The organism is Enterobacter cloacae complex sp. P14RS, assembly GCF_014895895.1.
GTDB classification, from domain to species: domain Bacteria; phylum Pseudomonadota; class Gammaproteobacteria; order Enterobacterales; family Enterobacteriaceae; genus Enterobacter; species Enterobacter bugandensis.
This window is the reverse complement of sequence record NZ_JADBQM010000004.1, coordinates 321224-345462: the sequence shown is the minus strand read 5'-3', so window position 1 is coordinate 345462 and position 24239 is coordinate 321224. Positions and strand designations below refer to the sequence as shown.

The following is a 24239-nucleotide window of genomic DNA, read 5'->3' as shown; positions in this document are numbered from 1 at the left end:
GGTAAGGCGAAGCCGCCACCCGACAACAAACTAAACCTGCCCCACGTACAAATAAATCGCCAAAAAGTGGCACACGCTGCCGCCCAGCACAAAGCCGTGCCAGATGGCATGGTTGTATGGGATGCGCTTGCAGACGTAGAAAATAACGCCCAGCGAGTAGACCACACCGCCCACCGCCAGCAGCGTGACGCCCCCTACTGCCAGCTTAATCGCCAGCTGATACACCACAATCAGCGACAGCCAGCCCATCGTCAGATAGGTGACCAGCGACAACACTTTAAACCGGTGCGCAATGGTCAGCTTAAACAGGATCCCCAGCAGCGCCAGGCTCCAGATAACAATCATCAGGCCGCGCGACAGCGGTGAGTTTAGCCCCACCAGCAGGAAAGGCGTATAGGTACCCGCAATCAGCAGATAGATAGCGCAGTGGTCAAATTTCTTAAGCCATATTTTGGCCCGCTGATGCGGAATCGCGTGATAGAGCGTCGAGGCCAGGAACAGCAGGATCATACTTCCGCCATACAGGCTATAGCTGGTAATAGCCATCGCGCTGGCATTGGTATCCACCGCCTGTACCAGCAATAACACTAAACCGACAATCCCAAACACCAGGCCAATGCCATGGCTGATGCTGTTGGCTACTTCCTCAGCCAGCGAATATCCCTGTGCGATTAATGGTCTGCTCGCCATACTAAACTCCGGGAAAACTAAAGATGATTATTCATCGCATGACTATGCTAACTGAGAATGATTCCAGTGAACACCTGTTAGCTAAAATAATTCTAAAGTAAATTTTTATAATAAAAATCAAAAACATAAGCAAACAATTCACCTGACATTTGTTCACATAAAAATTTAAGCGTTACTAATCAATGGCATAAAATTGGCTCCTGCCGTCTGGCTGCATGATATGATGGATAAATGAGGTCTGAATGAGAGTTTTGCCACTGTGAGTATGTTCACCCACTCCGCCATTGCCAGTCTCAATAACCTGGAAATGATGGTCTACAACTATGTCATCAAAAACCGGGACAAAGTGATGTACATGACCATCCGCGAGCTGGCGGATGCGGCCGGCGTCTCAACCACCACTATCCTGCGCTTTTGCCGCAAGCTCAACTGCGAAGGGTATTCTGAATTTCGCGTGCGCTTTAAGCTCTATCTTGAGCAGAACGAGCCCCAGCAGGCGAATTTCGGCGCCAGCGAAATTATCAGCTTCTTTAAAAGCGTGAATAATGAAGAGTTCGACGCGCTATTAAATGACGCGGTAAATATCATTTTGTCTTCCGAGCGAATTATATTTGTCGGGGCGGGCACGTCAGGCTCTTTGGCCAAATATGGCGCACGCTTCTTTTCAAATATTGGTAAATTCAGTAATCATATTGATGACCCTTATTTCCCGGTTACCAATGATATGGCGAAAAATGCGCTGGCGATTGTGCTCTCCGTCTCGGGCGAAACCGAGGAGATCCTGCGCTTCGCCAGCCAGTTCAGCCTGCATCACTGCAAGGTGCTCTCTATCACCAGCCACGAGCACTCGCGCCTGGCAAAACTGGCGGACTTTAATCTCTCCTGGCACGTTCCCCAGATGCGAATTGGCGGCGTCTACGATATCACCACGCAAATTCCCGTCATTTATATTCTGGAATCTCTCGGACGCAAGCTGGCGAAAAAACTGACGGAATAAAACACCCTGTTTTTTCGATGTGACAAATCACAATTTTCGCAAATTGTTATATCGTGACATTCAATTTCGCTTTGCTAGACTCAATGCCAATAAGCCATTTATTGAGAATAGCAGCGATGAAAAAAATAACCTTACCGAAAGATTTTTTATGGGGCGGCGCGGTTGCCGCTCATCAGGTTGAAGGCGGCTGGAACAAAGGCGGCAAAGGGCCAAGCATTTGCGACGTGCTGACCGGCGGCGCACACGGCGTGCCGCGCGAAATCACGCAGGAGGTGGTGCCGGGTAAATACTACCCAAACCACGAAGCCATCGACTTCCACGGCCACTATAAAGAAGACATCAAGCTATTTGCCGAGATGGGCTTCAAGTGTTTCCGTACCTCTATCGCCTGGACGCGCATCTTCCCGAAAGGTGACGAAACGCAGCCAAACGAAGAAGGGCTGAAGTTTTACGACGACATGTTCGATGAGCTGCTGAAGTACAACATCGAACCGGTGATCACTCTCTCCCACTTCGAAATGCCGCTGCACCTGGTGCAGGAGTATGGTAGCTGGACCAACCGCAAAGTGGTCGATTTCTTCGTGCGCTTCGCGGAAGTGGTGTTTGAGCGCTACAAGCACAAGGTCAAATACTGGATGACCTTCAACGAAATCAACAACCAGCGCAACTGGCGCGCCCCGCTGTTCGGCTACTGCTGCTCGGGCGTGGTCTACACCGAACATGACAACCCGGAAGAGACCATGTACCAGGTGCTGCACCACCAGTTTGTGGCCAGCGCCCTGGCGGTGAAAGCCGCGCGCCGCATCAACCCGGAGATGAAAGTCGGCTGCATGCTGGCGATGGTGGCGCTCTATCCGTTCTCCTGCAAGCCTGAAGACGTGATGTTCGCCCAGGAATCCATGCGCGAGCGCTATGTCTTTACCGACGTCCAGCTGCGTGGTTACTACCCGTCCTACGTGCTGAACGAGTGGGAGCGCCGCGGCTTTTCCATCAAAATGGAGGCGGGCGACGAGCAGATCCTGCGTGAAGGTACCTGCGACTACTTAGGCTTCAGCTACTACATGACCAACGCGGTGAAGGCGGAAGGCGGCACAGGTGACGCCATTTCCGGCTTTGAAGGCAGCGTGCCGAACCCGCACGTGAAGGCGTCCGACTGGGGCTGGCAGATTGACCCGGTGGGCCTGCGTTATTCCCTGTGCGAACTTTACGAGCGTTACCAGAAGCCGCTGTTTATCGTTGAAAACGGCTTCGGCGCCTACGACAAGGTGGAAGAAGACGGCAGCATCAACGATGACTATCGCATCGACTATCTGCGTGCCCACGTGGAAGAGATGATCAAAGCCGTCACCTACGATGGCGTGGATCTGATGGGCTATACGCCGTGGGGCTGCATCGACTGCGTGTCGTTCACCACCGGTCAGTACAGCAAGCGCTACGGCTTTATCTACGTCAACAAGCACGACGACGGCACGGGCGACATGTCGCGCTCCCGTAAGAAGAGCTTCGAGTGGTATAAAGGCGTGATTGCGAGCAACGGCGAGAAACTTTAACGCCGGGCGCCGTTACGCTTGATCCCCTCTCCCCTTTGGGGAGAGGGTTAGGATGAGGGGTTTACTTCCCACCAGCCAGCTCGATAAAACTGCCCGTCACGTAAGACGCCTTCTCGCTCAGCAGCCAGACAATCGCCTGCGCCACCTCTTCCGGCTGGCCGCCGCGCTGCATCGGCAGTAACGATTTTACGCGATCCACTCGCCCCGGCTCTCCGCCGGAAGCATGGATATCGGTATAAATCAGCCCAGGCCGCACGCAGTTCACGCGAATACCCTGCGCCGCCACCTCCAGCGATAGCCCGGTTGTCAGCGAATCTACCGCGCCTTTAGAAGCAGCGTAATCGACATATTCACCCGGCGCGCCCAGACGAGACGCGGCGGAAGAGACATTCACAATCGCCCCGCCCTTGCCGCCATGCTTGATGGACATGCGTTTCACCGCTTCACGACAGCAGAGAAAGTAGCCCGTGACGTTGGTCGCCAGCACGCGGTTAATGCGCTCTGCGGACAGATTCTCGATGGTGGATTGCTCAAACAGAATGCCTGCATTATTGACCAGCGCGCGAAGCGGCTCACCTTCACGATCGATGCTGTCAAACATCGCCAGCACCTGAGCTTCATCGCTGATGTCCGCACGCACGGCAAACGCTTTACCGCCGGCCTCAACGATCTGATTGATAACGTCCGTCGCGGCTTTAATGTTGTGGTGATAGTTCACCGCCACGGTGTAGCCTTCACGTGCCAGCTGCAGCGCGGTGGCTTTCCCAATGCCCCGGCTCGCGCCGGTGACCAGTGCAATTGCCATTATCCTCTCCCAATAAAAAAGCCGGGTGGCGGCTTCGCCTTACCCGGCCTACGTTACTACATCAGCAATGTTACTTGTATTCGCTCATCGGCACGCAGGAGCAGAACAGATTACGGTCGCCGTAAACGTCATCAAGACGCTTCACGGTCGGCCAGTATTTGTTTGCCACGCCTGCCGGGAAGACGGCCAGCTCGCGGGAGTAACCGTGGTTCCACTCTGCCACCATCTCGTGCTGGGTATGCGGGGCGTTGACCAGCGGGTTATCTTCCAGCGTCCATTCGCCGTCCTGCACGCGGTCGATCTCCATGCGGATGGCCAGCATCGCGTCGATAAAGCGGTCCAGCTCGGCTTTGCTTTCAGACTCGGTCGGCTCCACCATCAGCGTCCCCGCAACCGGGAACGACATGGTTGGTGCGTGGAAGCCGTAGTCGATCAGACGCTTGGCGATATCCAGCTCGCTGATGCCGGTCTGCTCTTTCAGCGGACGAATATCCAGAATGCACTCGTGCGCCACGCGACCGTCGCGGCCGGTATAGAGCACCGGGAAGGCGGACTTCAGGCGAGTCGCAATGTAGTTGGCGTTCAGAATAGCCACCTGGCTCGCCTGCTTCAGCCCTTCCGCGCCCATCATGCGGATGTACATCCAGCTGATTGGCAGGATTGATGCGCTACCGAACGGGGCCGCAGAGACCGCGCCCTGACGGGTCAGCATGCCTTCAATCTGCACCACGCTGTGCCCCGGCACAAACGGCGCCAGGTGCGCTTTCACGCCGATTGGTCCCATGCCCGGGCCGCCACCGCCGTGCGGAATGCAGAAGGTTTTATGCAGGTTCAGGTGCGACACGTCCGCGCCGATAAAGCCCGGAGAGGTAATGCCCACCTGAGCGTTCATGTTCGCGCCGTCGAGGTATACCTGACCGCCAAACTGGTGCACCACTTCGCACACTTCACGGATGGTCTCTTCGTACACGCCGTGGGTGGACGGGTAGGTCACCATGATGCAGGAGAGCTTGTCGCCCGCCTGCTCGGCTTTCGCACGCAGGTCGGCCAAATCGATGTTGCCGTTCTTATCGCACGCGACCACCACCACTTCCATGCCCGCCATCTGGGCTGAGGCCGGGTTGGTGCCGTGGGCGGAGCTTGGGATCAGGCAGATATCGCGGTGACCTTCGTTACGGCTTTCGTGATAGTGACGGATCGCCAACAGGCCCGCGTATTCACCCTGCGCGCCGGAGTTCGGCTGCATGCAGAGCGCGTCGTAACCGGTCAGCTTCACCAGCCAGTCTGAAAGCTGGTTGATCATCATGTGATAGCCTTCCGCCTGTTCTGGCGGGCAGAACGGGTGCAGTTCGGAGAACTCAGGCCAGGTAATCGGGATCATCTCTGCCGCGGCGTTCAGCTTCATGGTGCAGGAGCCCAGCGGGATCATCGCCTGGTTCAGCGCCAGATCCTTGCGCTCCAGAGAGTGCATATAGCGCATCATCTCGGTTTCGCTGTGATAGCGATTGAACACCGGGTGAGTCAGGATCGCGTCATTGCGCAGCATGCTTTCCTGAATGGAGCGGCTGTCGAGCGCGACCTCTTTGTCGAGCGTATCAACGTCCAGACCGTGAGCGTCGCCCAGCAACACGCTGAACAGGTTCAGGATATCGTCGCGAGTGGTGCTTTCATCCAGCGTAATGCCGACCGCGTTGTGGATGTCGCTGCGCAGGTTGATTTCTGCTGCATTCGCGCGCGCCAGCACGGCGGCTTTGTCTGCCACTTCCACGCACAGGGTGTCGAAGTAGTGCGCGTGGCGCAGCTTGAGGCCCTTCTGCTGCAGGCCGCAGGCCAGAATATCAGCCAGGCGGTGAATGCGGCTGGCAATGCGCTTCAGGCCAGCCGGACCGTGGAATACCGCATACAGGCTGGCGATGTTTGCCAGCAGTACCTGGGAAGTACAGATGTTGGAGTTCGCTTTCTCGCGGCGGATATGCTGCTCGCGGGTCTGCATCGCCATGCGCAACGCGGTATTACCGGCAGCATCTTTTGACACGCCAATGATACGGCCTGGCATGGAACGTTTGAATTCATCTTTCGCGCCGAAGAACGCCGCGTGCGGGCCGCCGTAGCCCATCGGCACGCCGAAGCGCTGCGCGGAGCCGAATACAATATCCGCGCCCTGTTTGCCCGGCGCCGTCAGCAGCACCAGCGCCATAAAATCGGCGGCAACGCTGACAACCACTTTGCGGGATTTCAGCTCGGCAATCAGCGCGCCGTAGTCGTGAACTTCGCCGGTGGTACCCACCTGCTGCAGCAGCACGCCGAAGACGTCCTGGTGATCCAGCACTTTGTCGGCGTCGTCGACAATCACCTCAAAGCCGAAGGTTTCTGCACGGGTGCGCACCACGTCCAGCGTCTGGGGATGCACGTCCGCCGCCACGAAGAAGCGGTTAGCATTTTTCAGCTTGCTTACGCGTTTTGCCATCGCCATCGCTTCGGCAGCGGCGGTCGCTTCATCCAGCAGAGAGGCGGAAGCGATATCCATACCGGTCAGATCCAGCGTCACCTGCTGGAAGTTCAGCAGCGCTTCCAGACGCCCCTGGGAAACTTCTGGCTGATAAGGGGTGTAAGCGGTGTACCAGCCCGGGTTTTCCAGCATGTTGCGCAGGATAACCGGCGGTAACTGCACGTTGGTGTAGCCCATGCCAATGTAAGACTTATAGCGCTTGTTGAGGCCTGCAATAGCCTTCAGCTCCGCCAGCGCGGCGAACTCCGTGGTGGCTTCCCCTACCTGAGGCGGCGTGGCAAGCTGGATGTCTTTTGGCACAATCTGGCCGATCAGTGCGTCTAATGAATCCGCGCCAACCGTCTTCAGCATCTCCTGCTGTTGCTGAGCATCCGGCCCAATGTGACGTTCAATGAAGGCGCCACGGTTTTCAAGCTGGCTTAAAGTCTGTGTCATGAGCGATGGTTCCTGATACGTGCAGTGAATCGTAGTTATCTGTAACGCTGTTGCCCGGTGGCGCTACCGCTTACCGGGCCCTGTAAGCCGGATAAGCGCAGCGCCATCCGGCACAACGTTATTCGTCTTCCAGTAGTGCTTCGTACGCGGTTGCATCCAGCAGCGCGGCAACTTGCGATTCGTCGCTGGCTTTGATCTTGAAGATCCAGCCGCCTTCATAAGGCTCGCTGTTGACCAGCTCTGGCGAATCGCTCAGCGCGTCGTTGACCGCAACAATCTCACCGCTTACCGGTGCGTAGATGTCAGACGCCGCTTTTACGGACTCCGCTACGGCGCAGTCGTCGCCCGCGCTAACGGTCGTGCCCACGTCAGGCAGGTCAACAAACACCATGTCGCCCAGCAGCTCCTGCGCGTGCTCGGTGATCCCTACGGTGTAAGTGCCGTCCGCCTCTTTGCGCAGCCACTCGTGTTCTTTGCTGTATTTCAGTTCTGCTGGCACATTGCTCATTGAAGTTCTCCTGATAAAAATAGTTAGGCGACCGGCTTACCGGCGCGAACAAAAATCGGTTTGGTCACGTGGACCGGCATTTCACGGTTGCGGATTTGCACTACCGCCGTGTCGCCAATGCCCGCCGGCACGCGAGCCAGTGCAATACTGTAGCCCAGCGTCGGGGAGAAGGTACCGCTGGTGATCACGCCTTCGCGATGATTGCCGTCAGCATCGGTAAAGCGCACCGGCAGCTCGCCGCGTAGCACGCCTTTTTCCTTCATCACCAGTCCCACCAGCTGTTCGGTGCCCTTCTCGCGCTGCATCTCCAGCGCTTCACGGCCAATAAAATCACGGTCAGCCGGTTCCCACGCGATGGTCCAGCCCATGTTGGCCGCCAGCGGAGAGACGCCTTCATCCATTTCCTGACCGTAGAGGTTCATGCCCGCTTCCAGACGCAGCGTATCGCGCGCGCCCAGACCCGCAGGCTTCACGCCCGCTTCTACCAGCGCACGCCAGAAATCGGCAGCTTTCTCGTTCGGCATCGCAATTTCGTAGCCCGCTTCACCGGTATAGCCGGTGGTGGCGATAAACAGATCCCCCGCCTGCACGCCGAAGAACGGCTTCATGCCTTCGGTGGCGGTGCGCTGCTCGTCGTTAAAGAGAGAGGCGGCTTTTGCCTGCGCGTTCGGCCCCTGCACGGCGATCAGCGACAGATCGTCACGGACGGTGATGTCGACGGCATAAGGTTCGGCGTGTTGGGTGATCCAGGAGAGGTCTTTTTCGCGGGTGGCGGAGTTTACAACGAGGCGGAAGAAATCTTCGGTGAAGTAGTAGACGATAAGGTCGTCAATCACGCCGCCCGAGGCATTGAGCATGCCGGTATAGAGCGCTTTACCCGGCGTCTTCAGTTTGGCGACGTCGTTTGCCAGCAGATAACGCAAAAACTCCCGGGTGCGGCTACCGTGCAGATCGACAATCGTCATGTGGGACACGTCGAACATACCGGCATCGGTGCGCACCGCGTGGTGCTCATCAATCTGCGAGCCGTAGTGCAGCGGCATCATCCAGCCATGGAAGTCCACCATGCGGGCGCCGCATAACACGTGTTGTTCGTACAAAGGAGTCTGTTGAGCCATCTTGTCCTCGTTGAAAAATTCACCGTGAAACCCGGTATCGGCCTCGTTCCCGAATGCCGACGCAAACGTTCTCTTTTACCTGAACTTACCACCGAAACCGGCGGTTAACCATAAGGTAAAACGGGTCATCACATTAGCTTATGACCAAAAAACGCTGAAAAGCCTACAGAGTTATTCACTGGAAAAATGCGATTAACCCCGCACAAAATTAACAATGATCTAACAGGATTTAGCACATGGTGATATTTCGTGCGGAAAAATGGGCCGAATTTCCGTCACGTAAAAATCACGACATGAGAATAACTAATGCGAAAAATGGCGTGGAATTAGAATATTTCAAACGAGGGGATTTCCCCGGCGCAGAGGCCGGGAAAATAAAGTGTGACGGGGATCGAGGTTAGCGTAACCAGTCGGGAAGATCGTTAAGACCCATTGCCTGACGAAGAAGTTGAGGTTTGACACCGGGAAGGGTGTCGGCCAGCTTGAGGCCGATATCGCGCAGCAGTTTTTTCGCCGGATTTGCCCCGGCAAACAGCTCGCGGAAGCCCTGCATTCCTGCCAGCATCATCGCCGCACTGTGCTTGCGGCTGCGCTCGTAGCGCCGCAGATACAGATGCTGGCCGATATCTTTACCTTCACGGTGCAGGCGACGCAATTCTTCCACCAGTTCCGCCGCGTCCATAAAGCCGAGGTTAACGCCCTGCCCGGCCAGCGGATGAATGGTATGGGCCGCATCCCCCACCAGCGCCAGACGGTGCGCCGCAAACTGACGCGCGTAGCGGCCGGTTAACGGGAAAACCAGCCGCTCGCTTTCAAGCGTGCACAAGCCAAGGCGGTTATCAAACGCCACGCACAGCGCCTGGTTAAACGCCTCCGGCGTCGCCTCCTGCATCTGCTGGGCTTTCTCCGGCACCAGGGACCAGACTATCGAGCACAGGTGCGGATCGGCAAGCGGCAGAAACGCCAGTATGCCGTCGTTGTGGAAAATCTGCCGCGCAACGCCGCCGTGCGGCTCTTCGGTGCGGATCGTTGCCACCATCGCATGATGGCGGTAATCCCAGTACGTCAGCGGGATATCGGCCTTGCTGCGCAGCCAGGAGTTAGCGCCGTCGGCACCGACCACCAGACGCGCGGTCAGCATGTCGCCGCTTTGCAGGGTGATAAACGCCTCGTTTTCGCCCCATGCCACCTGATGGATCTGCGCAGGCGCAACCAGCGTCACGTCGCTGCACTGCTCTGCTTTCTGCCACAGCGCGTGGTGGATCACCGCGTTTTCAACGATGTGCCCCAGATGGCTATAGCCCATGCTTTCATCATCAAAGGCAATATGGCCAAAGCTGTCTTTGTCCCACACTTCCATGCCGTGATAGCAGCTGGCGCGCTGGGCGACGATATCTGACCAGACGCCGAGACGCGTCAAAAGCTTTTCGCTGGCCGCGTTAATCGCCGACACGCGGAGTTCCGGCGGGGCATCTGATGCGACAGGCTGGGGCTGCTTTTGCTCCAGCACGGCCACGCGCAGGCCGCTGCCCTGTAATTCACAGGCCAGCGCCAGCCCAACCATTCCGCCGCCAACGATGGCAACATCAACATTTTGCACGGTGATAACTCCTTAACGCGCGACCCAACCCAGGGTCCGCTGCGCCAGCACGTCACGTGCCGGAATGAACAGTTCCATCGCCATCAGCCCGAGGTTGCGACCAACAACCAGCGGCGCCCAGCGATTGGCAAAGAGATGGACTAAACCATCGGTGACGCCAATTGTCGCCTCTTTATCGGCCTGACGTCGCGTCTGGTAATGGCTTAGCACCGGGTAAGCGCCACAGTCTTTTTGTTCGCTCCACGCCTGCGAAAGCGTTTCGGCCAGGCTCATCACATCCCGCAGGCCGAGGTTAAAGCCCTGCCCGGCGATGGGGTGGAGGGTTTGCGCCGCGTTGCCGACCAGCGCCACGCGGTGAGAAACAGACTGTGATGCCGTGGTTAACGACAGCGGATAGACCGCACGTTTCCCGGCATGGGTAATACGCCCCAGCCGCCAGCCAAAGGCTTTCTGCAGCTCGGTACAAAAACGTTCGTCGGACCAGGATTTAACCTCTTCGGCCTTTTCCTGCGGGTGGCACCAGACCAGCGAGCAGCGCCCGCCCGCCATCGGCAGCATCGCCAGCGGGCCGTGCTGGGTGAAGCGCTCAAACGCCCGGCCGTTGTGTTCTGCTGCGGTCGAGACGTTCGCGATGACCGCGACCTGCCCGTAAGGCTGCTGCCGCCACTCTACGCCGCACTGGGTGCCGAGCGCCGAGCGCGACCCGTCAGCCGCCACCAGAAGCTGTCCGTTAAGCACGGTGCCATTGTCCAGCGTTACGCTGACCCCGTCTTCACTGCGGGTGAAGCTGGCAACGCGTGCCGGGCAGTGCAGCGTGACGCCCGGCGCGTCATGCAACAGGCGGAACAGGCGCAGGCCAATATCGTGCAGTTCAACGACCTGACCCAGCGCATCAATACGGTAATCATGGGCATCCAGCATCACAAACCCGGCATGACCGCGATCGCTCACGTGCACGGTATTAATGGCGGTAGCGCAGTCGGCGATGGCCTGCCAAATGCCAATGCGGGATAGCTGCTGGCAGGTGCCCTGCGCCAGGGCAATGGCGCGGGAATCAAACCCAGGGTGATTCTTCGCCTGCGGCGCGACGGCTTCAACCAGATGTACCGGAAGCTGCCCCTTCGTCAAATGCGAGATGGCTAACGCCAGCGTGGCGCCAGTCATGCCGCCGCCAACGATAATCACGCTCATACGCGCGCCGCTGCCATCAGCGCCTCGATATCGTCAGCTTTTTTCACCACGCTCGCGGTCAGGTTTTCGTTGCCGGTTTCGGTGATGACGATGTCGTCTTCAATACGAATGCCAATTCCGCGGTATTCCTCTGGCACGTCGGCATCCGGCGCGATGTACAGGCCCGGCTCGACGGTGAGCACCATGCCCGGTTCAAGCACGCGCGAACGTTCAGGGCCGTACGCGCCCACGTCGTGCACGTCCAGCCCCAGCCAGTGGCTCAGGCCGTGCATAAAGTACGGGCGGTGAGCATTCTCGGTAATCAGGGTATCGACATCCCCTTTGAGGATCCCAAGCTTAACCAGCCCGGTAATCATAATGAGCACCACCTCACCGGTCACCTCCTGAATGGAGGTGCCCGGGCGATACAGCTTCAGCGCCGTCTCGAGTGATTCGAGAACGATGTCATAAATCGCCCGCTGCGCTGGCGAAAACTTGCCGTTCACCGGGAAGGTACGCGTGATGTCGCCGGCGTAGCCCTGATATTCGCAACCGGCGTCAATCAGCACCAGATCGCCGTCGCGCAGCGCGCTTTCGTTTTCGGTGTAGTGCAGAATGCAGCCGTTTTCCCCGCCGCCAACGATGGTGTTGTAGGAGGGATAACGCGCGCCGTGGCGGTTAAATTCGTGGTGAATTTCGCCTTCCAGCTGGTATTCAAACATTCCGGGACGACATTTTTCCATCGCGCGGGTGTGCGCCAGGGCGCTGATTTCGCCCGCACGGCGCAGCACGTTCAGCTCTTCTTCAGATTTGAACAGACGCATCTCGTGCACCACCGGACGCCAGTCCGTGAGGGTGGCGGGCGCGGACAGGTTCTGCCGCGAGCCTTTACGCAGTTTTTCCAGCGCGTTGAAAACAATCTCATCGGCGTAGGCGTATTCGCCCTGCGCGTGATAGAGCACGTCGAGGCCATTAAGCAGCTGATAGAGCTGCTGGTTGATTTCGCTAAACGCCAGCGCGCGGTCAACGCCCAGCTTTTCCGGGGCGGCCTCTTGCCCTAAGCGGCGGCCAAACCAGATCTCAGCGGTTAAGTCTCGTACGCGGTTGAAAATCACGCTGTGGTTGTGGGTGTCATTGCTCTTAATCAGCACCAGCACCGCTTCCGGCTCGTTGAAGCCGGTGAAGTACCAGAAATCGCTGCTCTGGCGATAGGGGTATTCGCTGTCGGCGCTGCGCGTCACTTCCGGCGCGGCAAAAATCAGCGCCGCGCTTCCCGGCTGCATGTTTGCCAGCAGCGCCTGACGACGGCGCAAATACTCTTGTTGCGAGATAACCATGACACCCTCCTGTGCGTTATTTTTCTTAATGTAAGGTTGGCTTGCGAACTTCCGGCGCGGTCGGCTGCGAGCGCGTAAAGTTGTCGTGGCACAGCAGCGCCGCCACGCGCACGTACTCGATGATCTCTTCGAGAGACATTTCCAGCTCTTCCTGATCTTCCTCTTCATCGTAGCCAAGCTGGGCGATGTTGCGCAGATCGTCAATCGCTTCACCCGCTTCGCCGGTGACTTTATCAAGCTTAGGCTGGGTGACGCCCAGGCCAAGCAGATAGTGGTTTACCCACCCCGCGAGCGCATCGGCGCGATCGAAGACGCTGACATCGTCGCCTTCAGGCAGATAAAGCTGAAAAAGGAAGCCATCGTCTTCCAGCGAATCGCTGGTTGCCGCGTGCATTTTTCGCAGCGCTTCCGCCAGTTCGTGGCCAAACGCCAGCCCTTCGTTGGTGAGGTCGTGGATCAGCGGCTGCCATGAGCTGTCGCTGTTTCCGCCGCACAGTATGCCGCTGATCAGACCGTGCATTTCGGCAGGGGTAAGACCGACTCCCTGCTGGTTCAGTAACTGGTTTAAATCCTTGTAACCAGGCATTTCGTTCTGTATAGACATACGCATTCGTCATCAAAGGGAGGATATTCATGATATGCTACCACTTTGGACCCTGGTGATACCAGAAAAGGGCTTGTATCTTCACATCAGGGTAGCTATAGTGTCGCCCCTTCGCAGCCCCCGGGGCAGTAAGCGAAGGCAGCGCAGTCAATCAGCAGGAAGGTGGCATGTCTGCACAACCCGTCGATCTCCAGATTTTTGGCCGTTCACTGCGAGTGAATTGTCCGCCTGAACAAAGGGATGCTTTGAATCAGGCTGCGGACGATTTGAATCAGCGGTTGCAAGATCTAAAAGAACGCACTAGAGTCACAAATACTGAGCAGCTGGTTTTCATCGCCGCGTTGAACATCAGCTATGAACTGACTCAGGAAAAAGCGAAGACCCGCGATTACGCGGCTAGCATGGAGCAGCGCATTAAAATGCTCCAGCAGACCATTGAACAGGCGTTGCTTGATCAAGGTCGCAATCCCGAAAGACCGGGACCAAAGTTTGAATAACACTTCGCAGTTGACTATGGTAGAGTAACTGTGAAGACAAAATTTCTCTGAGATGTTTGCAAGCGGGCCAGTCCCCTGAGCCGATATTTCATACCACAAGAATGTGGCGCTCCATGGTTGGTGAGCATGCTCGGTTCGTCCGAGAAGCCTTAAAACTATGACGACACATTCACCTTGAACCAAGGGTTCAAGGGTTACAGCCTGCGGCGGCATCTCGGAGATTCCCTCTCTCTTCTTCTACCGACTACCATGACTCAATTCCCTGAAGTTTCTGCTTCACGCCAGGACATCCGTCAGCTCATTCGCCAGCGTCGTCGCGCCCTTACGTCCGAACAACAAGCACACTTTGCGCAGCAGGCCGCTGCCCGCATGATGGCCTATCCGCCCGTGGTGATGGCAAACACCGTCGCGCTGTTTCTCTCGTTTGACGGCGAACTGGACACCCAGCCGCTTATCGACCAGCTCTGGCGCGCCGGGAAAAAAGTTTACCTGCCGGTACTGCATCCGTTCAGCCGGGGCAATCTGCTGTTTCTGCATTACCATCCGCACAGCGAACTGGTGGTGAATCGTCTGAAAATCACCGAACCGAAACTCGACGTGCGCGACGTACTCCCGCTGTCACAGCTGGACGTTCTGATTACGCCGCTGGTGGCGTTTGATGAGCAGGGACAGCGCTTAGGTATGGGCGGCGGTTTTTACGACCGAACGCTGCAAAACTGGCGGCAGTATGGGTTGCAGCCGGTGGGCTATGCGCATGATTGCCAGGCTGTAGAAGCCTTGCCGGTGGAGAAATGGGATATTCCGCTGCCTGCGGTGGTAACGCCAGGTAAAACGTGGCTTTGGTAGCATAAAGCCGGGTGGCGCTTACGCTTACCCGGCCTACAAAAGCTCAACGTAGGTCGGGTAAGGCGTAGCCGCCACCCGACACCACAGATCGCACCATCAGTACAACAGACGCGCGCGAATCGTTCCCGGAATGGCCTTCATGCTCTGCAACGCTTTTTCAGCCACGTCTTCATCCGCTTCGATATCAATGACCACATAGCCCATCTGCGAGTTGGTCTGCAGATACTGGGCGGCAATGTTGACGCTCTGCTCGGCAAAAATCTGGTTAATTGCGGTCAGCACGCCAGGACGGTTTTCATGGATGTGCAGCAGACGACGACCGCCGTGCAGCGGCAGAGACACTTCCGGGAAGTTCACCGCAGAAAGCGTTGAACCGTTGTCGGAATATTTGCTCAGCTTACCCGCCACTTCCAGACCAATATTCTCCTGCGCTTCCTGAGTAGAACCGCCGATGTGCGGCGTCAGGATCACGTTGTCGAATTCGCACAGCGGAGAGTTAAACGGATCGCTGTTGGTGGCAGGTTCCGTAGGGAACACGTCGATGGCCGCCCCCGCCAGATGCTTACGCTTCAGCGCATCGCACAGCGCAGGGATATCGACCACCGTACCACGCGCGGCGTTGATCAGCAGAGATCCCGGCTTCATCAGCGCCAGCTCTTCCGCGCCCATCATGTTTTTGGTGGAGGCGTTTTCCGGCACGTGCAGGCTGACCACGTCGCTCATGTTCAGCAGGTCAGACAGATGCTGTACCTGCGTCGCGTTACCCAGCGGCAGCTTGCTTTCGATATCGTAGAAGTAGACGTGCATCCCCAGCGATTCCGCCAGGATCCCCAGTTGGGTACCGATGTGGCCGTAGCCGATGATACCCAGCTTTTTCCCACGAGCTTCGTATGAGCCCGCGGCCAGTTTGTTCCACACGCCACGGTGCGCTTTGGCGTTAGCTTCCGGGATACCGCGCAGCAGCAGCAGCAGCTCGCCAATTACCAGCTCCGCCACGGAACGGGTGTTAGAGAACGGGGCGTTAAAGACCGGGATACCGCGTTTTGCGGCAGCGTTCAGGTCGACCTGGTTGGTGCCGATGCAGAAACAGCCAATAGCAACCAGCTTTTCTGCCGCGGCAATCACGTCTTCAGTCAGGTGGGTACGGGATCGCAGGCCAATGAAGTGGGCATCACGGATGGCGGCTTTCAGCTCTTCCGTGTCCAGCGCGCCTTTGTGAAATTCGATGTTGGTGTAACCCGCCGCACGAAGGCTATCAAGCGCTTTCTGATGCACGCCCTCGACCAGCAGGAATTTAATCTTGTCTTTCTCCAGTGATACCTTTGCCATTTCCCCGACCCTGTTTTTATCTGAACTGATGTTGTGCTGGATTGAAATCCGCTGTAGCCAACATATCAAAAAAAACTATTGCAGCAATATGAACGTTTGCGTCGGCACTCTGAAGAAAAGTCATACAGGGCAAAATGACAGAGTAAAATGCTGAGGAAATTTACAAACGTGGCAGGATCGGCAAAAGAGGCGGAAAAGCGTGACACAAGTCACCAAATTTAGCTTTTCAAAAATTTTTTAGCGGGGGGAGCACTCCCCCCGTCAGATCATTTTACGATGGTTTTCACACCGTCAGCCGTACCGATCAGCGCCACATCCGCGCCGCGGTTGGCAAATAACCCTACGGTGACGACGCCTGGAATGCCGTTGATGGCGTTTTCCAGCGCAATCGCGTCGAGAATCTCCAGACCGTGAACATCGAGGATGACGTTACCGTTGTCGGTGACCACGCCCTGACGGTATTCCGGACGGCCGCCCAGCTTCACCAGCTGACGGGCAACCGCACTGCGCGCCATCGGGATCACTTCAACCGGCAGCGGGAAATTACCCAGAATGTCGACCTGCTTGGAGGCATCCGCGATGCAGATGAACTTGTCCGCCACGGAGGCGATGATCTTTTCACGGGTCAGCGCCGCGCCGCCGCCTTTGATCATCTGCATATGGCCGTTGATTTCATCCGCGCCATCAACGTAAATGCCCAGACGATCCACTTCGTTGAGATCGAAAACGGTAATGCCGAGGCTTTTCAGCTTTTCCGTGGACGCATCGGAGCTGGAAACCGCGCCCTCGATCTGCCCCTTCATCGTGCCCAGTGCATCGATAAAGTGCGCCGCCGTTGACCCCGTACCAACACCGACAATGGTCCCTGGCTGTACGTACTGGAGAGCGGCCCATCCTACTGCTTTTTTCAGTTCATCCTGCGTCATGATCGTTTTGCCTGTGGTGTGAAAACTCAGGGCGCATTATAGAACACGTCGAATGGATTTCGTCTGCCAGGAAGGGAAAATTGTGTCATAGTGCAGATTAAGCAAAATTTAGGAGCCAGCCAGAGCAATGAAACGTCCGGACTACAGAACACTACAGGCACTTGATGCAGTTATTCGTGAACGCGGCTTTGAGCGCGCAGCGCAAAAGCTGTGCATCACCCAGTCCGCCGTATCACAGCGTATCAAACAGCTTGAAAACATGTTCGGGCAGCCGCTGCTGGTGCGTACCGTACCGCCGCGCCCAACGGAGCAAGGGCAAAAGCTTCTCGCCCTGCTGCGCCAGGTTGAACTGCTGGAAGACGAGTGGCTGGGTGACGAACAAACGGGTTCCACGCCGCTGCTGCTCTCGCTGGCGGTCAACGCCGACAGTCTGGCGACCTGGCTGCTGCCGGCCCTTGCGCCGGTGCTGGCCGACTCCCCTATCCGCCTGAATCTTCAGGTCGAAGATGAAACCCGCACCCAGGAGCGCCTGCGTCGCGGCGAAGTAGTTGGTGCGGTCAGTATCCAGCCTCAGGCCCTGCCAAGCTGTCTTGTCGATCAGCTGGGCGCGCTCGACTACCTGTTTGTCGGTTCAAAAGCCTTTGCGGAGCGCTACTTCCCGAATGGCGTCACCCGCGCCGCGCTGCTGAAGGCGCCTGCCGTGGCGTTCGACCATCTGGACGATATGCACCAGGCGTTTTTGCAGCAAAACTTCGACCTGCCACCGGGCAGCGTGCCGTGTCATATCGTTAACTCGTCCGAAGCCTTCGTACAGCTCGCGCGTCAGGGAACCACCTGCTGCATGATCCCGCATTTGCAGATTGAGAAAGAGTTGAAAAGCGGCGAGCTGATTGACCTGACGCCGGGGCTGTATCAGCGCCGGATGCTGTACTGGCACCGTTTTGCGCCAGAAAGCCGCATGATGCGCAACGTGACTGATGCGCTGCTGGCGTTTGGACATAAGGTGTTGAGACAGGATTAAAATGAAAAGCCGGGTGGCGGCTACGCCTTACCCGGCCTATTGATTATTGTGCAGGTTTCGGCTGTGCTGCAACGGGTTCCAGCTGGAACACCACATCAACCTGATCGTCGAACTGAATCGTTGGCTGCTCGTAGGTTTCCTGAGCAGAAACCGGCGCGGCGTCCGCCTTCATCATCCGAACCATCGGGCTTGGCTGGTAGTTAGAGACGTGGTAACGCACGCTGTATACCGGGCCAAGCTTGCTCTTGAAGCCAGACGCCAGCTGTTCCGCCTGATGAATGGCATCATCAATTGCCGCTTTACGCGCTTCGTCTTTGTATTTCTCCGGTTGCGCAACGCCCAGCGACACGGAACGGATTTCGTTCAGGCCGGCCTTCAGCGCACCGTCCAGCAGAGAGTTCAGCTTGTCCAGCTGACGCACGGTCACTTCCACAGTGCGCACGGCGCGATAGCCTTTCAGGATACTTTTGCCGTTCTGGTAGTCGTAATCGGGCTGGGTACGCAGGTTCGCAGAGCTGATGTCTTTTTTAGCAACACCGTTCTGTTCCAGGAAAGAGAGATATTGCGCAACACGATCGTCTGCCTGTTTTTTGGCGGAAGCGGCATCTTTTGCAGCCACATTCACTTCAATTGCCAGGGTTGCAACATCCGGTACCGCGTCCACGCTTGCGGTGCCTGACGTGACGATGTGCGGGCCATCCGGCAGTTCACTTGCCTGCGCCGACACCGCACCTAAACTTACTAATGCCGCGAGGGCCATCACTTTAAACTTCACTGTCATTCCTCCATGTTGCGAAGAGTGCCCCAACAACAGGGCTCATGCCAGCAAGCTTAGCGGGTCTTGCTCAGTTGTCCATAAGACAAGGATTAGTTGAACAATTCCTGGACGTGGTGAATGCCCTCTTTTGCCAGCTGAAAAGCAATAAACCACATCACCAGCCCCACCAGGGTATTAATAATGCGCTGGGCTTTGGCAGTCCGCAGACGAGGCGCCAGCCATGCCGCCAGAATGGCGAGACCGAAGAACCAGAGGAAAGAGGCGCTAACCGTGCCGAGCGCAAACCAGCGTTTCGGCTCAACGTCCAGCTGTCCGCCCAGGCTGCCCAGCACTACGAAGGTGTCGAGGTAGACGTGCGGATTTAGCCAGGTGACCGCCAGCATGGTGACGATAATCTTCCAGCGGCCCTGCTTCATCACTTCGGCGCTTGCCAGCTCAATGTTGCTGCTCATCGCCGTTTTCAACGCACCGAATCCGTACCACAGCAGAAACGCCACGCCGCCCCAGGTCACCAGCGCTAGCAGCCAGGGGGACTGCATCAGCAGCGCGCTGCCGCCAAAAATGCCGGCGCAAATCAGCAGCAGATCGCTCACCGCGCACAGCAGGGCAATCATCAGATGATACTGGCGACGAATGCCCTGATTCATCACGAAGGCGTTTTGCGGGCCGAGGGGTAAAATCATGGCCGCACCTAAGGCAAGCCCTTGAAAATAATAAGATAGCATGACGATTTTCTCGCAGTGTTGTTCTGGAGGCTGACTATACTGCGCGAATCACATTAGAGGAAATGGATAATATTAATTGGGTATTAGCGGAGCTTATGAAAGTAAAGCCCGGTGGCGCAAGCGCTTACCGGGCTACGGGTGACGTTATTCTGCTTCTTTGACTTTTTTGACGTTTACGTCCATCTGCGGGTAAGGGAAGCTGATGCCGTTGGCGTCGAAATCGCGCTTGATGCGCTCCAGCACATCCCAGTAAACGTTTTGCAGATCGCTGCTTTTGCTCCAGATACGCACCACGAAGTTAATAGAGGAAGCACCCAGTTCATTCAGGCGAACCGTCTGCTCGCGGTCCTTCAGAATGCGGTCGTCAGAGGCGATGATATTTGCGATCAGCGACTTCACCTGATCGATATCGGAATCATACGCCACGCTGATGATGAGCTCGTTACGACGCACCGGCTCGCGGGAGAAGTTAATGATATTGCCCGCAATGATTTTCCCGTTCGGTACCACCACAATACGACCATCGACGGTACGCAGGGTGGTAGAGAAAATCTGTACCTGCAACACGGTACCGGCGATGCCGCCAAGGTCAACATATTCACCGGAGCGGAACGGACGGAAAGTCACAAGCAGTACGCCCGCCGCCAGGTTTGAAAGCGAGCCCTGCAGTGCCAGACCAATGGCCAGACCGGCGGCACCGAGAACGGCAATCACGGAGGCGGTTTGCACCCCAACACGGCCCAGCGCGGCAATCAGCGTGAAGGCGATAATGCCGTAGCGCACCAGTGCGGAGAGGAAGTCAGCCACCGTGGCGTCAATGTGTCGCGCGACCATCACACGGTTGACGGCGTTCGACACGATACGCGCCACGATCATCCCGACGATGATGATGGCAATCGCCGCGACAATGTTCACGGCATAGCTCAGCAGCAGGGCCTGGTTGCGCACCAGCCAGTTGCCGGCGTTATTGATGCTGTCTACAACATCGAGTTGTTCCATTTATTCTTCCTTTTGTTAAACCAAAACACAAAATCCATCCCCCATGGAGACAGGCAGGTCAGTAAAGGGTAAACAAAAAGCACCGGCTTTGCCAAACAGATCACAAAAACAGGTATTGCAGGATATTGAAAAAGCATAAAAAAAGGCCCGCATTTGCGGGCCTTCTGATGCTGTTAGCAGCTCAAATTACAGAACGTCGATTGCGTTCAGTTCTTTGAAAGCCTGCTCCAGACGGGTCACCATGGACGTCTGAGCAGCGCGCAGCCATACGCGTGGATCGTAGTATTTCTTGTTCGGCTGGTCTTCGCCTTTCGGGTTGCCCAGCTGGCCCTGCAGGTAAGCTTCGTTCGCTTTGTAGTACTGCAGGATACCGTCCCAGGTTGCCCACTGGGTGTCGGTATCGATGTTCATTTTCACTACGCCGTAGCTTACGGAGTCTTTGATTTCCTGAGCAGAAGAACCGGAACCGCCGTGGAAGACGAAGTTCAGGCTGTTGTGCGGCAGGTTGTGTTTCTTGGAAACGTATTCCTGAGAATCGCGCAGGATGGTCGGGGTCAGAACCACGTTACCTGGCTTATAAACGCCGTGCACGTTACCGAAGGACGCTGCAATGGTGAAGCGCGGGCTGATTTTGCTCAGCTCGGTGTAAGCGTAATCAACGTCTTCTGGCTGGGTGTACAGGGCAGAAGCGTCCATGTGGCTGTTGTCCACGCCGTCTTCTTCACCACCGGTGCAACCCAGTTCGATTTCCAGGGTCATGTCCATTTTGGCCATGCGCGCCAGGTACTTAGAGCAGATCTCGATGTTTTCGTGCAGTGACTCTTCAGACAGGTCGATCATGTGAGAAGAGAACAGTGGCTTACCGGTTGCCGCGAAGTGTTTTTCACCCGCGTCCAGCAGACCGTCGATCCACGGCAGCAGTTTCTTCGCGCAGTGGTCAGTGTGCAGGATAACTGGAACACCGTAGTGTTCAGCCATCTGGTGAACGTGGTGCGCACCAGAGATAGCACCCAGGATAGCAGCACCCTGAGGAATGTCAGTTTTCACGCCTTTACCTGCGATGAACGCAGCGCCGCCGTTAGAGAACTGAACGATAACCGGTGCTTTAACTTTTGCAGCGGTTTCCAGTACGGCGTTGATGGAGTCGGTACCTACGCAGTTAACTGCTGGCAGAGCGAAGTTGTTTTCTTTAGCTACCTGGAACACTTTCTGTACGTCATCACCAGTGATAACGCCAGGTTTTACGAAATCAAAAATTTTAGACATGTTGCTTAGTCCTGTATCTTCGGCCGTTAGAAAAGGTGCGAGCTCTTAAAAGCGCGCTGAAAATTGGGCAGGTTTCCCTGCCCTTGAATGGCTTACTTCTTAGCGCGCTCTTCGAGCATTGCTACTGCTGGCAGTACTTTGCCTTCCACGAATTCGAGGAATGCGCCGCCACCAGTGGAGATGTAGGAGATCTTGTCAGCGATACCGAACAGGTCGATTGCTGCCAGGGTGTCACCACCGCCTGCGATAGAGAACGCTTCGCTGTCTGCGATTGCGTTAGCCACGATTTCAGTCCCTTTGCGGAAGTTCGGGAATTCGAACACGCCAACAGGACCGTTCCACAGGATAGTTTTTGCGTTTTTCAGGATTTCAGCCAGTTTCTGTGCAGAAACGTCGCCCAGGTCCAGAATCTGCTCTTCGTCTTTGATGTCGTTTACAGATTTCAGGGTCGCGGTTGCGGTTTCGGAGAACTCGGTCGCCACGCGAACGTCAGTTGGAACCGGGATATCACAGGTACCCAGCAGGCGTTTGGCTTCGTCAACCAGGTCTGCTTCGTACAGGGATTTACCGACATTGTGGCCCTGAGCGGCAACGAAGGTGTTCGCGATACCACCGCCAACGATCAGCTGGTCAGCGATTTTAGACAGGGAATCCAGAACGGTCAGTTTGGTAGACACTTTAGAACCACCAACGATAGCAACCATTGGGCGAGCAGGTTCTTTCAGTGCTTTACCCAGTGCTTCCAGTTCGTCAGCCAGCAGAGGACCCGCACACGCGACGTCTGCGAATTTACCGATACCGTGGGTAGATGCCTGCGCACGGTGCGCAGTACCGAATGCATCCATCACGAATACGTCGCACAGTGCAGCGTATTTTTTGGACAGGGTTTCGTCGTCTTTCTTTTCGCCTTTGTTGAAGCGAACGTTTTCCAGAACAACCAGCTCACCTTCGGCAACGTCTACGCCGTCCAGGTAATCTTTCACCAGGCGAACCGGGTTGGACAGTTTGTCTTTCAGGTAATTAACAACCGGCAGCAGAGAGAACTCTTCGTTGTACTCGCCTTCAGTTGGACGGCCCAGGTGGGAGGTGACCATCACTTTAGCGCCCTGCTTCAGAGCCAGTTCAATGGTTGGCAGAGATGCACGGATACGCGCGTCGCTGGTCACTTTGCCATCTTTAACCGGTACGTTCAGATCGGCACGGATGAAAACGCGTTTACCTGCCAGATCCAGATCGGTCATCTTAATTACAGACATGGTGAATCCTCTCGTTGATTCTTAAAGTTTTGCAAGCGCAAGGTGCGCTCTACCTGAAACCTTTTGCGGCCATGGCTAACGTGGTGTCGAGCATTCGGTTAGCAAAGCCCCATTCGTTATCACACCAGACCAGCGTCTTGATAAGGTGCGCACCACTGACTCGCGTCTGCGTGCCATCCACGATGGCGCTGTGCGGGTCGTGGTTAAAATCTACTGAGACCAACGGTAATTCCGTATAGTCAACTATACCATGAAATGCTCCCTGTGCCGCTTTTTGCAGCAACAGGTTGACTTCACAGGCTTTTACCGGTTTTTTCACCGTCACGCTAAGATCGATTGCGGTGACGTTTATCGTCGGAACACGCACGGCAATCGCTTCGAAACGGTCATTAAACTGCGGGAAAATTCGGGTGATCCCTGCAGCCAGTTTCGTGTCCACCGGGATGATTGACTGGCTCGCCGCGCGAGTGCGTCGTAAATCCGGGTGATAGGCGTCAATAACCTGCTGATCGTGCATGGCGGAGTGAATCGTAGTTACGGTGCCGGATTCAATGCCATACGCATCGTCTAACAGTTTGATGACCGGAATAATGCAGTTGGTGGTGCAGGAGGCGTTGGAAACAATGCGGTGTTCGGCTTGCAGCTCATGCTGGTTGACGCCAAACACGACGGTCGCGTCGAGGTCGTTACTTCCGGGATGAGAAAACAGGACTTTTTTCGCGCCTGCTGTCAGATGCGCTTCGCCGTGTTCGCGGTTGCCATACACACCGGTACAGTCAAGCACGACATCCACACCCAGTTCACGCCAGGGTAGCCCGGAAATGCTGTTCTCATGCAGCACACGAATAGCGTCATCACCCACAAAAAGCTGATCTCTTTCCTGGCGCACATCCCAGGCGAAGCGTCCGTGGCTGGTGTCATACTTCAATAAATGCGCCATGCCAGCAGCATCCGCCAGTTCATTGATTGCCACCACGGTGATTTCCGCCCGACGTCCGGATTCATACAAAGCACGAACCACATTACGCCCGATGCGACCGAAGCCATTAATCGCTACGCGTACGGTCATAGATCTCCTGCAAAGCAATCCCTGAGTTTGAGGTGGCTGAAAGAGTAATCCAGCGACGCCCGAAGGGGAATCTTTGCTATCACAAACTGCGATTGATTGGTCAATTGTCGAACATTTAATCGACTGAAACGCTTCAGCAAGAATAAGCGAATCGGGGAATAAAAGGAATGTCTGTCCAGATGAATAAGCGAGCTATATGACTTG

General features: G+C 56.2%; 22 protein-coding genes and 1 other RNA gene. 6 read left to right on the top strand and 17 right to left on the bottom strand.

Annotated elements, in window-relative coordinates:
• Positions 1–30 precede the first annotated feature (30 nt).
• Complete coding sequence (locus tag IM295_RS03615) at positions 31–690, bottom strand: hemolysin III family protein (RefSeq protein ID WP_023331242.1); 660 nt, start codon at positions 688–690, stop codon at positions 31–33.
• Between the two features lie 265 nt (positions 691–955).
• Here IM295_RS03615 and IM295_RS03610 point away from each other — a divergent pair, with 265 nt between their 5' ends.
• Both IM295_RS03610 and bglA read left to right on the top strand, forming a co-directional pair.
• Positions 956–1687: a MurR/RpiR family transcriptional regulator gene (locus IM295_RS03610; protein ID WP_193066238.1), complete on the top strand. Its 732-nt coding sequence runs from the start codon at positions 956–958 to the stop codon at positions 1685–1687.
• Between the two features lie 116 nt (positions 1688–1803).
• Complete coding sequence (gene bglA, locus IM295_RS03605) at positions 1804–3237, top strand: 6-phospho-beta-glucosidase BglA (RefSeq protein WP_193066233.1); 1434 nt, start codon at positions 1804–1806, stop codon at positions 3235–3237.
• Between the two features lie 61 nt (positions 3238–3298).
• On the opposite strand, the gene IM295_RS03600 is transcribed toward bglA, so the two are convergent.
• The 8 genes from IM295_RS03600 to IM295_RS03565 all read right to left on the bottom strand — a co-directional run bounded on the left by IM295_RS03600 (position 3299) and on the right by IM295_RS03565 (position 13323).
• Positions 3299–4042, bottom strand: coding sequence for an SDR family oxidoreductase (locus IM295_RS03600; RefSeq protein WP_028014327.1), 744 nt, complete (start codon positions 4040–4042; stop codon positions 3299–3301).
• A 70-nt stretch (positions 4043–4112) separates the two neighbouring features.
• A complete protein-coding gene (gene gcvP, locus IM295_RS03595; RefSeq protein ID WP_193066232.1) occupies positions 4113–6986 on the bottom strand; it encodes an aminomethyl-transferring glycine dehydrogenase in 2874 nt (957 codons plus the stop codon).
• Between the two features lie 118 nt (positions 6987–7104).
• Positions 7105–7494 carry a glycine cleavage system protein GcvH gene (gene gcvH, locus IM295_RS03590; RefSeq protein WP_008499718.1) on the bottom strand — a complete coding sequence of 130 codons (390 nt, stop codon included), beginning with the start codon at positions 7492–7494 and terminating at the stop codon, positions 7105–7107.
• Positions 7495–7517: 23 nt separating this feature from the next.
• Complete coding sequence (gene gcvT / locus IM295_RS03585) at positions 7518–8612, bottom strand: glycine cleavage system aminomethyltransferase GcvT (protein ID WP_069732738.1); 1095 nt, start codon at positions 8610–8612, stop codon at positions 7518–7520.
• A 397-nt stretch (positions 8613–9009) separates the two neighbouring features.
• Positions 9010–10212: an FAD-dependent 2-octaprenylphenol hydroxylase gene (gene ubiI, locus IM295_RS03580; RefSeq protein WP_193066231.1), complete on the bottom strand. Its 1203-nt coding sequence runs from the start codon at positions 10210–10212 to the stop codon at positions 9010–9012.
• 12 nt (positions 10213–10224) lie between these two features.
• Complete coding sequence (gene ubiH / locus IM295_RS03575) at positions 10225–11403, bottom strand: 2-octaprenyl-6-methoxyphenyl hydroxylase (RefSeq protein WP_193066230.1); 1179 nt, start codon at positions 11401–11403, stop codon at positions 10225–10227.
• Complete coding sequence (gene pepP / locus IM295_RS03570) at positions 11400–12713, bottom strand: Xaa-Pro aminopeptidase (protein WP_193066237.1); 1314 nt, start codon at positions 12711–12713, stop codon at positions 11400–11402. Before pepP ends, ubiH begins: the two co-directional genes overlap by 4 nt.
• Positions 12714–12744: 31 nt before the next feature.
• Positions 12745–13323: a YecA family protein gene (locus tag IM295_RS03565; protein WP_028014333.1), complete on the bottom strand. Its 579-nt coding sequence runs from the start codon at positions 13321–13323 to the stop codon at positions 12745–12747.
• A 167-nt stretch (positions 13324–13490) separates the two neighbouring features.
• Here IM295_RS03565 and zapA point away from each other — a divergent pair, with 167 nt between their 5' ends.
• The 3 genes from zapA (at position 13491) to IM295_RS03550 (ending at position 14666) form a co-directional block, all read left to right on the top strand.
• Entirely contained in the window at positions 13491–13820 is a 330-nt protein-coding gene (gene zapA / locus IM295_RS03560) for a cell division protein ZapA (protein ID WP_006811891.1), read from the top strand.
• A 41-nt stretch (positions 13821–13861) separates the two neighbouring features.
• Positions 13862–14045: non-coding RNA, 6S RNA (ssrS, locus tag IM295_RS03555), on the top strand.
• 24 nt (positions 14046–14069) lie between these two features.
• A complete protein-coding gene (locus IM295_RS03550) occupies positions 14070–14666 on the top strand; it encodes a 5-formyltetrahydrofolate cyclo-ligase (protein WP_048960956.1) in 597 nt (198 codons plus the stop codon).
• Between the two features lie 96 nt (positions 14667–14762).
• On the opposite strand, the gene serA is transcribed toward IM295_RS03550, so the two are convergent.
• Positions 14763–15995 carry a phosphoglycerate dehydrogenase gene (serA, locus tag IM295_RS03545; RefSeq protein ID WP_041908347.1) on the bottom strand — a complete coding sequence of 411 codons (1233 nt, stop codon included), beginning with the start codon at positions 15993–15995 and terminating at the stop codon, positions 14763–14765.
• 266 nt (positions 15996–16261) lie between these two features.
• Positions 16262–16921, bottom strand: coding sequence for a ribose-5-phosphate isomerase RpiA (rpiA, locus tag IM295_RS03540; protein WP_003860091.1), 660 nt, complete (start codon positions 16919–16921; stop codon positions 16262–16264).
• 127 nt (positions 16922–17048) lie between these two features.
• On the opposite strand from rpiA, the gene argP reads away from it, so the two are divergent.
• Positions 17049–17942, top strand: a complete 894-nt coding sequence (gene argP / locus IM295_RS03535) for a DNA-binding transcriptional regulator ArgP (RefSeq protein ID WP_003860089.1) — start codon at positions 17049–17051, stop codon at positions 17940–17942.
• A gap of 43 nt (positions 17943–17985) precedes the next feature.
• On the opposite strand, the gene IM295_RS03530 is transcribed toward argP, so the two are convergent.
• From IM295_RS03530 to epd, 6 genes are all read right to left on the bottom strand, one after another.
• Positions 17986–18717, bottom strand: a complete 732-nt coding sequence (locus IM295_RS03530) for an oxidative stress defense protein (protein ID WP_014885152.1) — start codon at positions 18715–18717, stop codon at positions 17986–17988.
• Between the two features lie 92 nt (positions 18718–18809).
• Complete coding sequence (gene argO / locus IM295_RS03525; protein ID WP_047367435.1) at positions 18810–19445, bottom strand: arginine exporter ArgO; 636 nt, start codon at positions 19443–19445, stop codon at positions 18810–18812.
• Positions 19446–19589: 144 nt separating this feature from the next.
• Positions 19590–20444, bottom strand: coding sequence for a small-conductance mechanosensitive channel MscS (gene mscS, locus IM295_RS03520; RefSeq protein WP_003860082.1), 855 nt, complete (start codon positions 20442–20444; stop codon positions 19590–19592).
• Positions 20445–20630: 186 nt separating this feature from the next.
• Entirely contained in the window at positions 20631–21710 is a 1080-nt protein-coding gene (gene fbaA, locus IM295_RS03515) for a class II fructose-bisphosphate aldolase (protein WP_008499731.1), read from the bottom strand.
• A 92-nt stretch (positions 21711–21802) separates the two neighbouring features.
• A complete protein-coding gene (gene pgk, locus IM295_RS03510) occupies positions 21803–22966 on the bottom strand; it encodes a phosphoglycerate kinase (protein ID WP_028014337.1) in 1164 nt (387 codons plus the stop codon).
• A 49-nt stretch (positions 22967–23015) separates the two neighbouring features.
• Complete coding sequence (gene epd / locus IM295_RS03505) at positions 23016–24035, bottom strand: erythrose-4-phosphate dehydrogenase (RefSeq protein ID WP_047367434.1); 1020 nt, start codon at positions 24033–24035, stop codon at positions 23016–23018.
• Positions 24036–24239 lie beyond the last annotated feature (204 nt).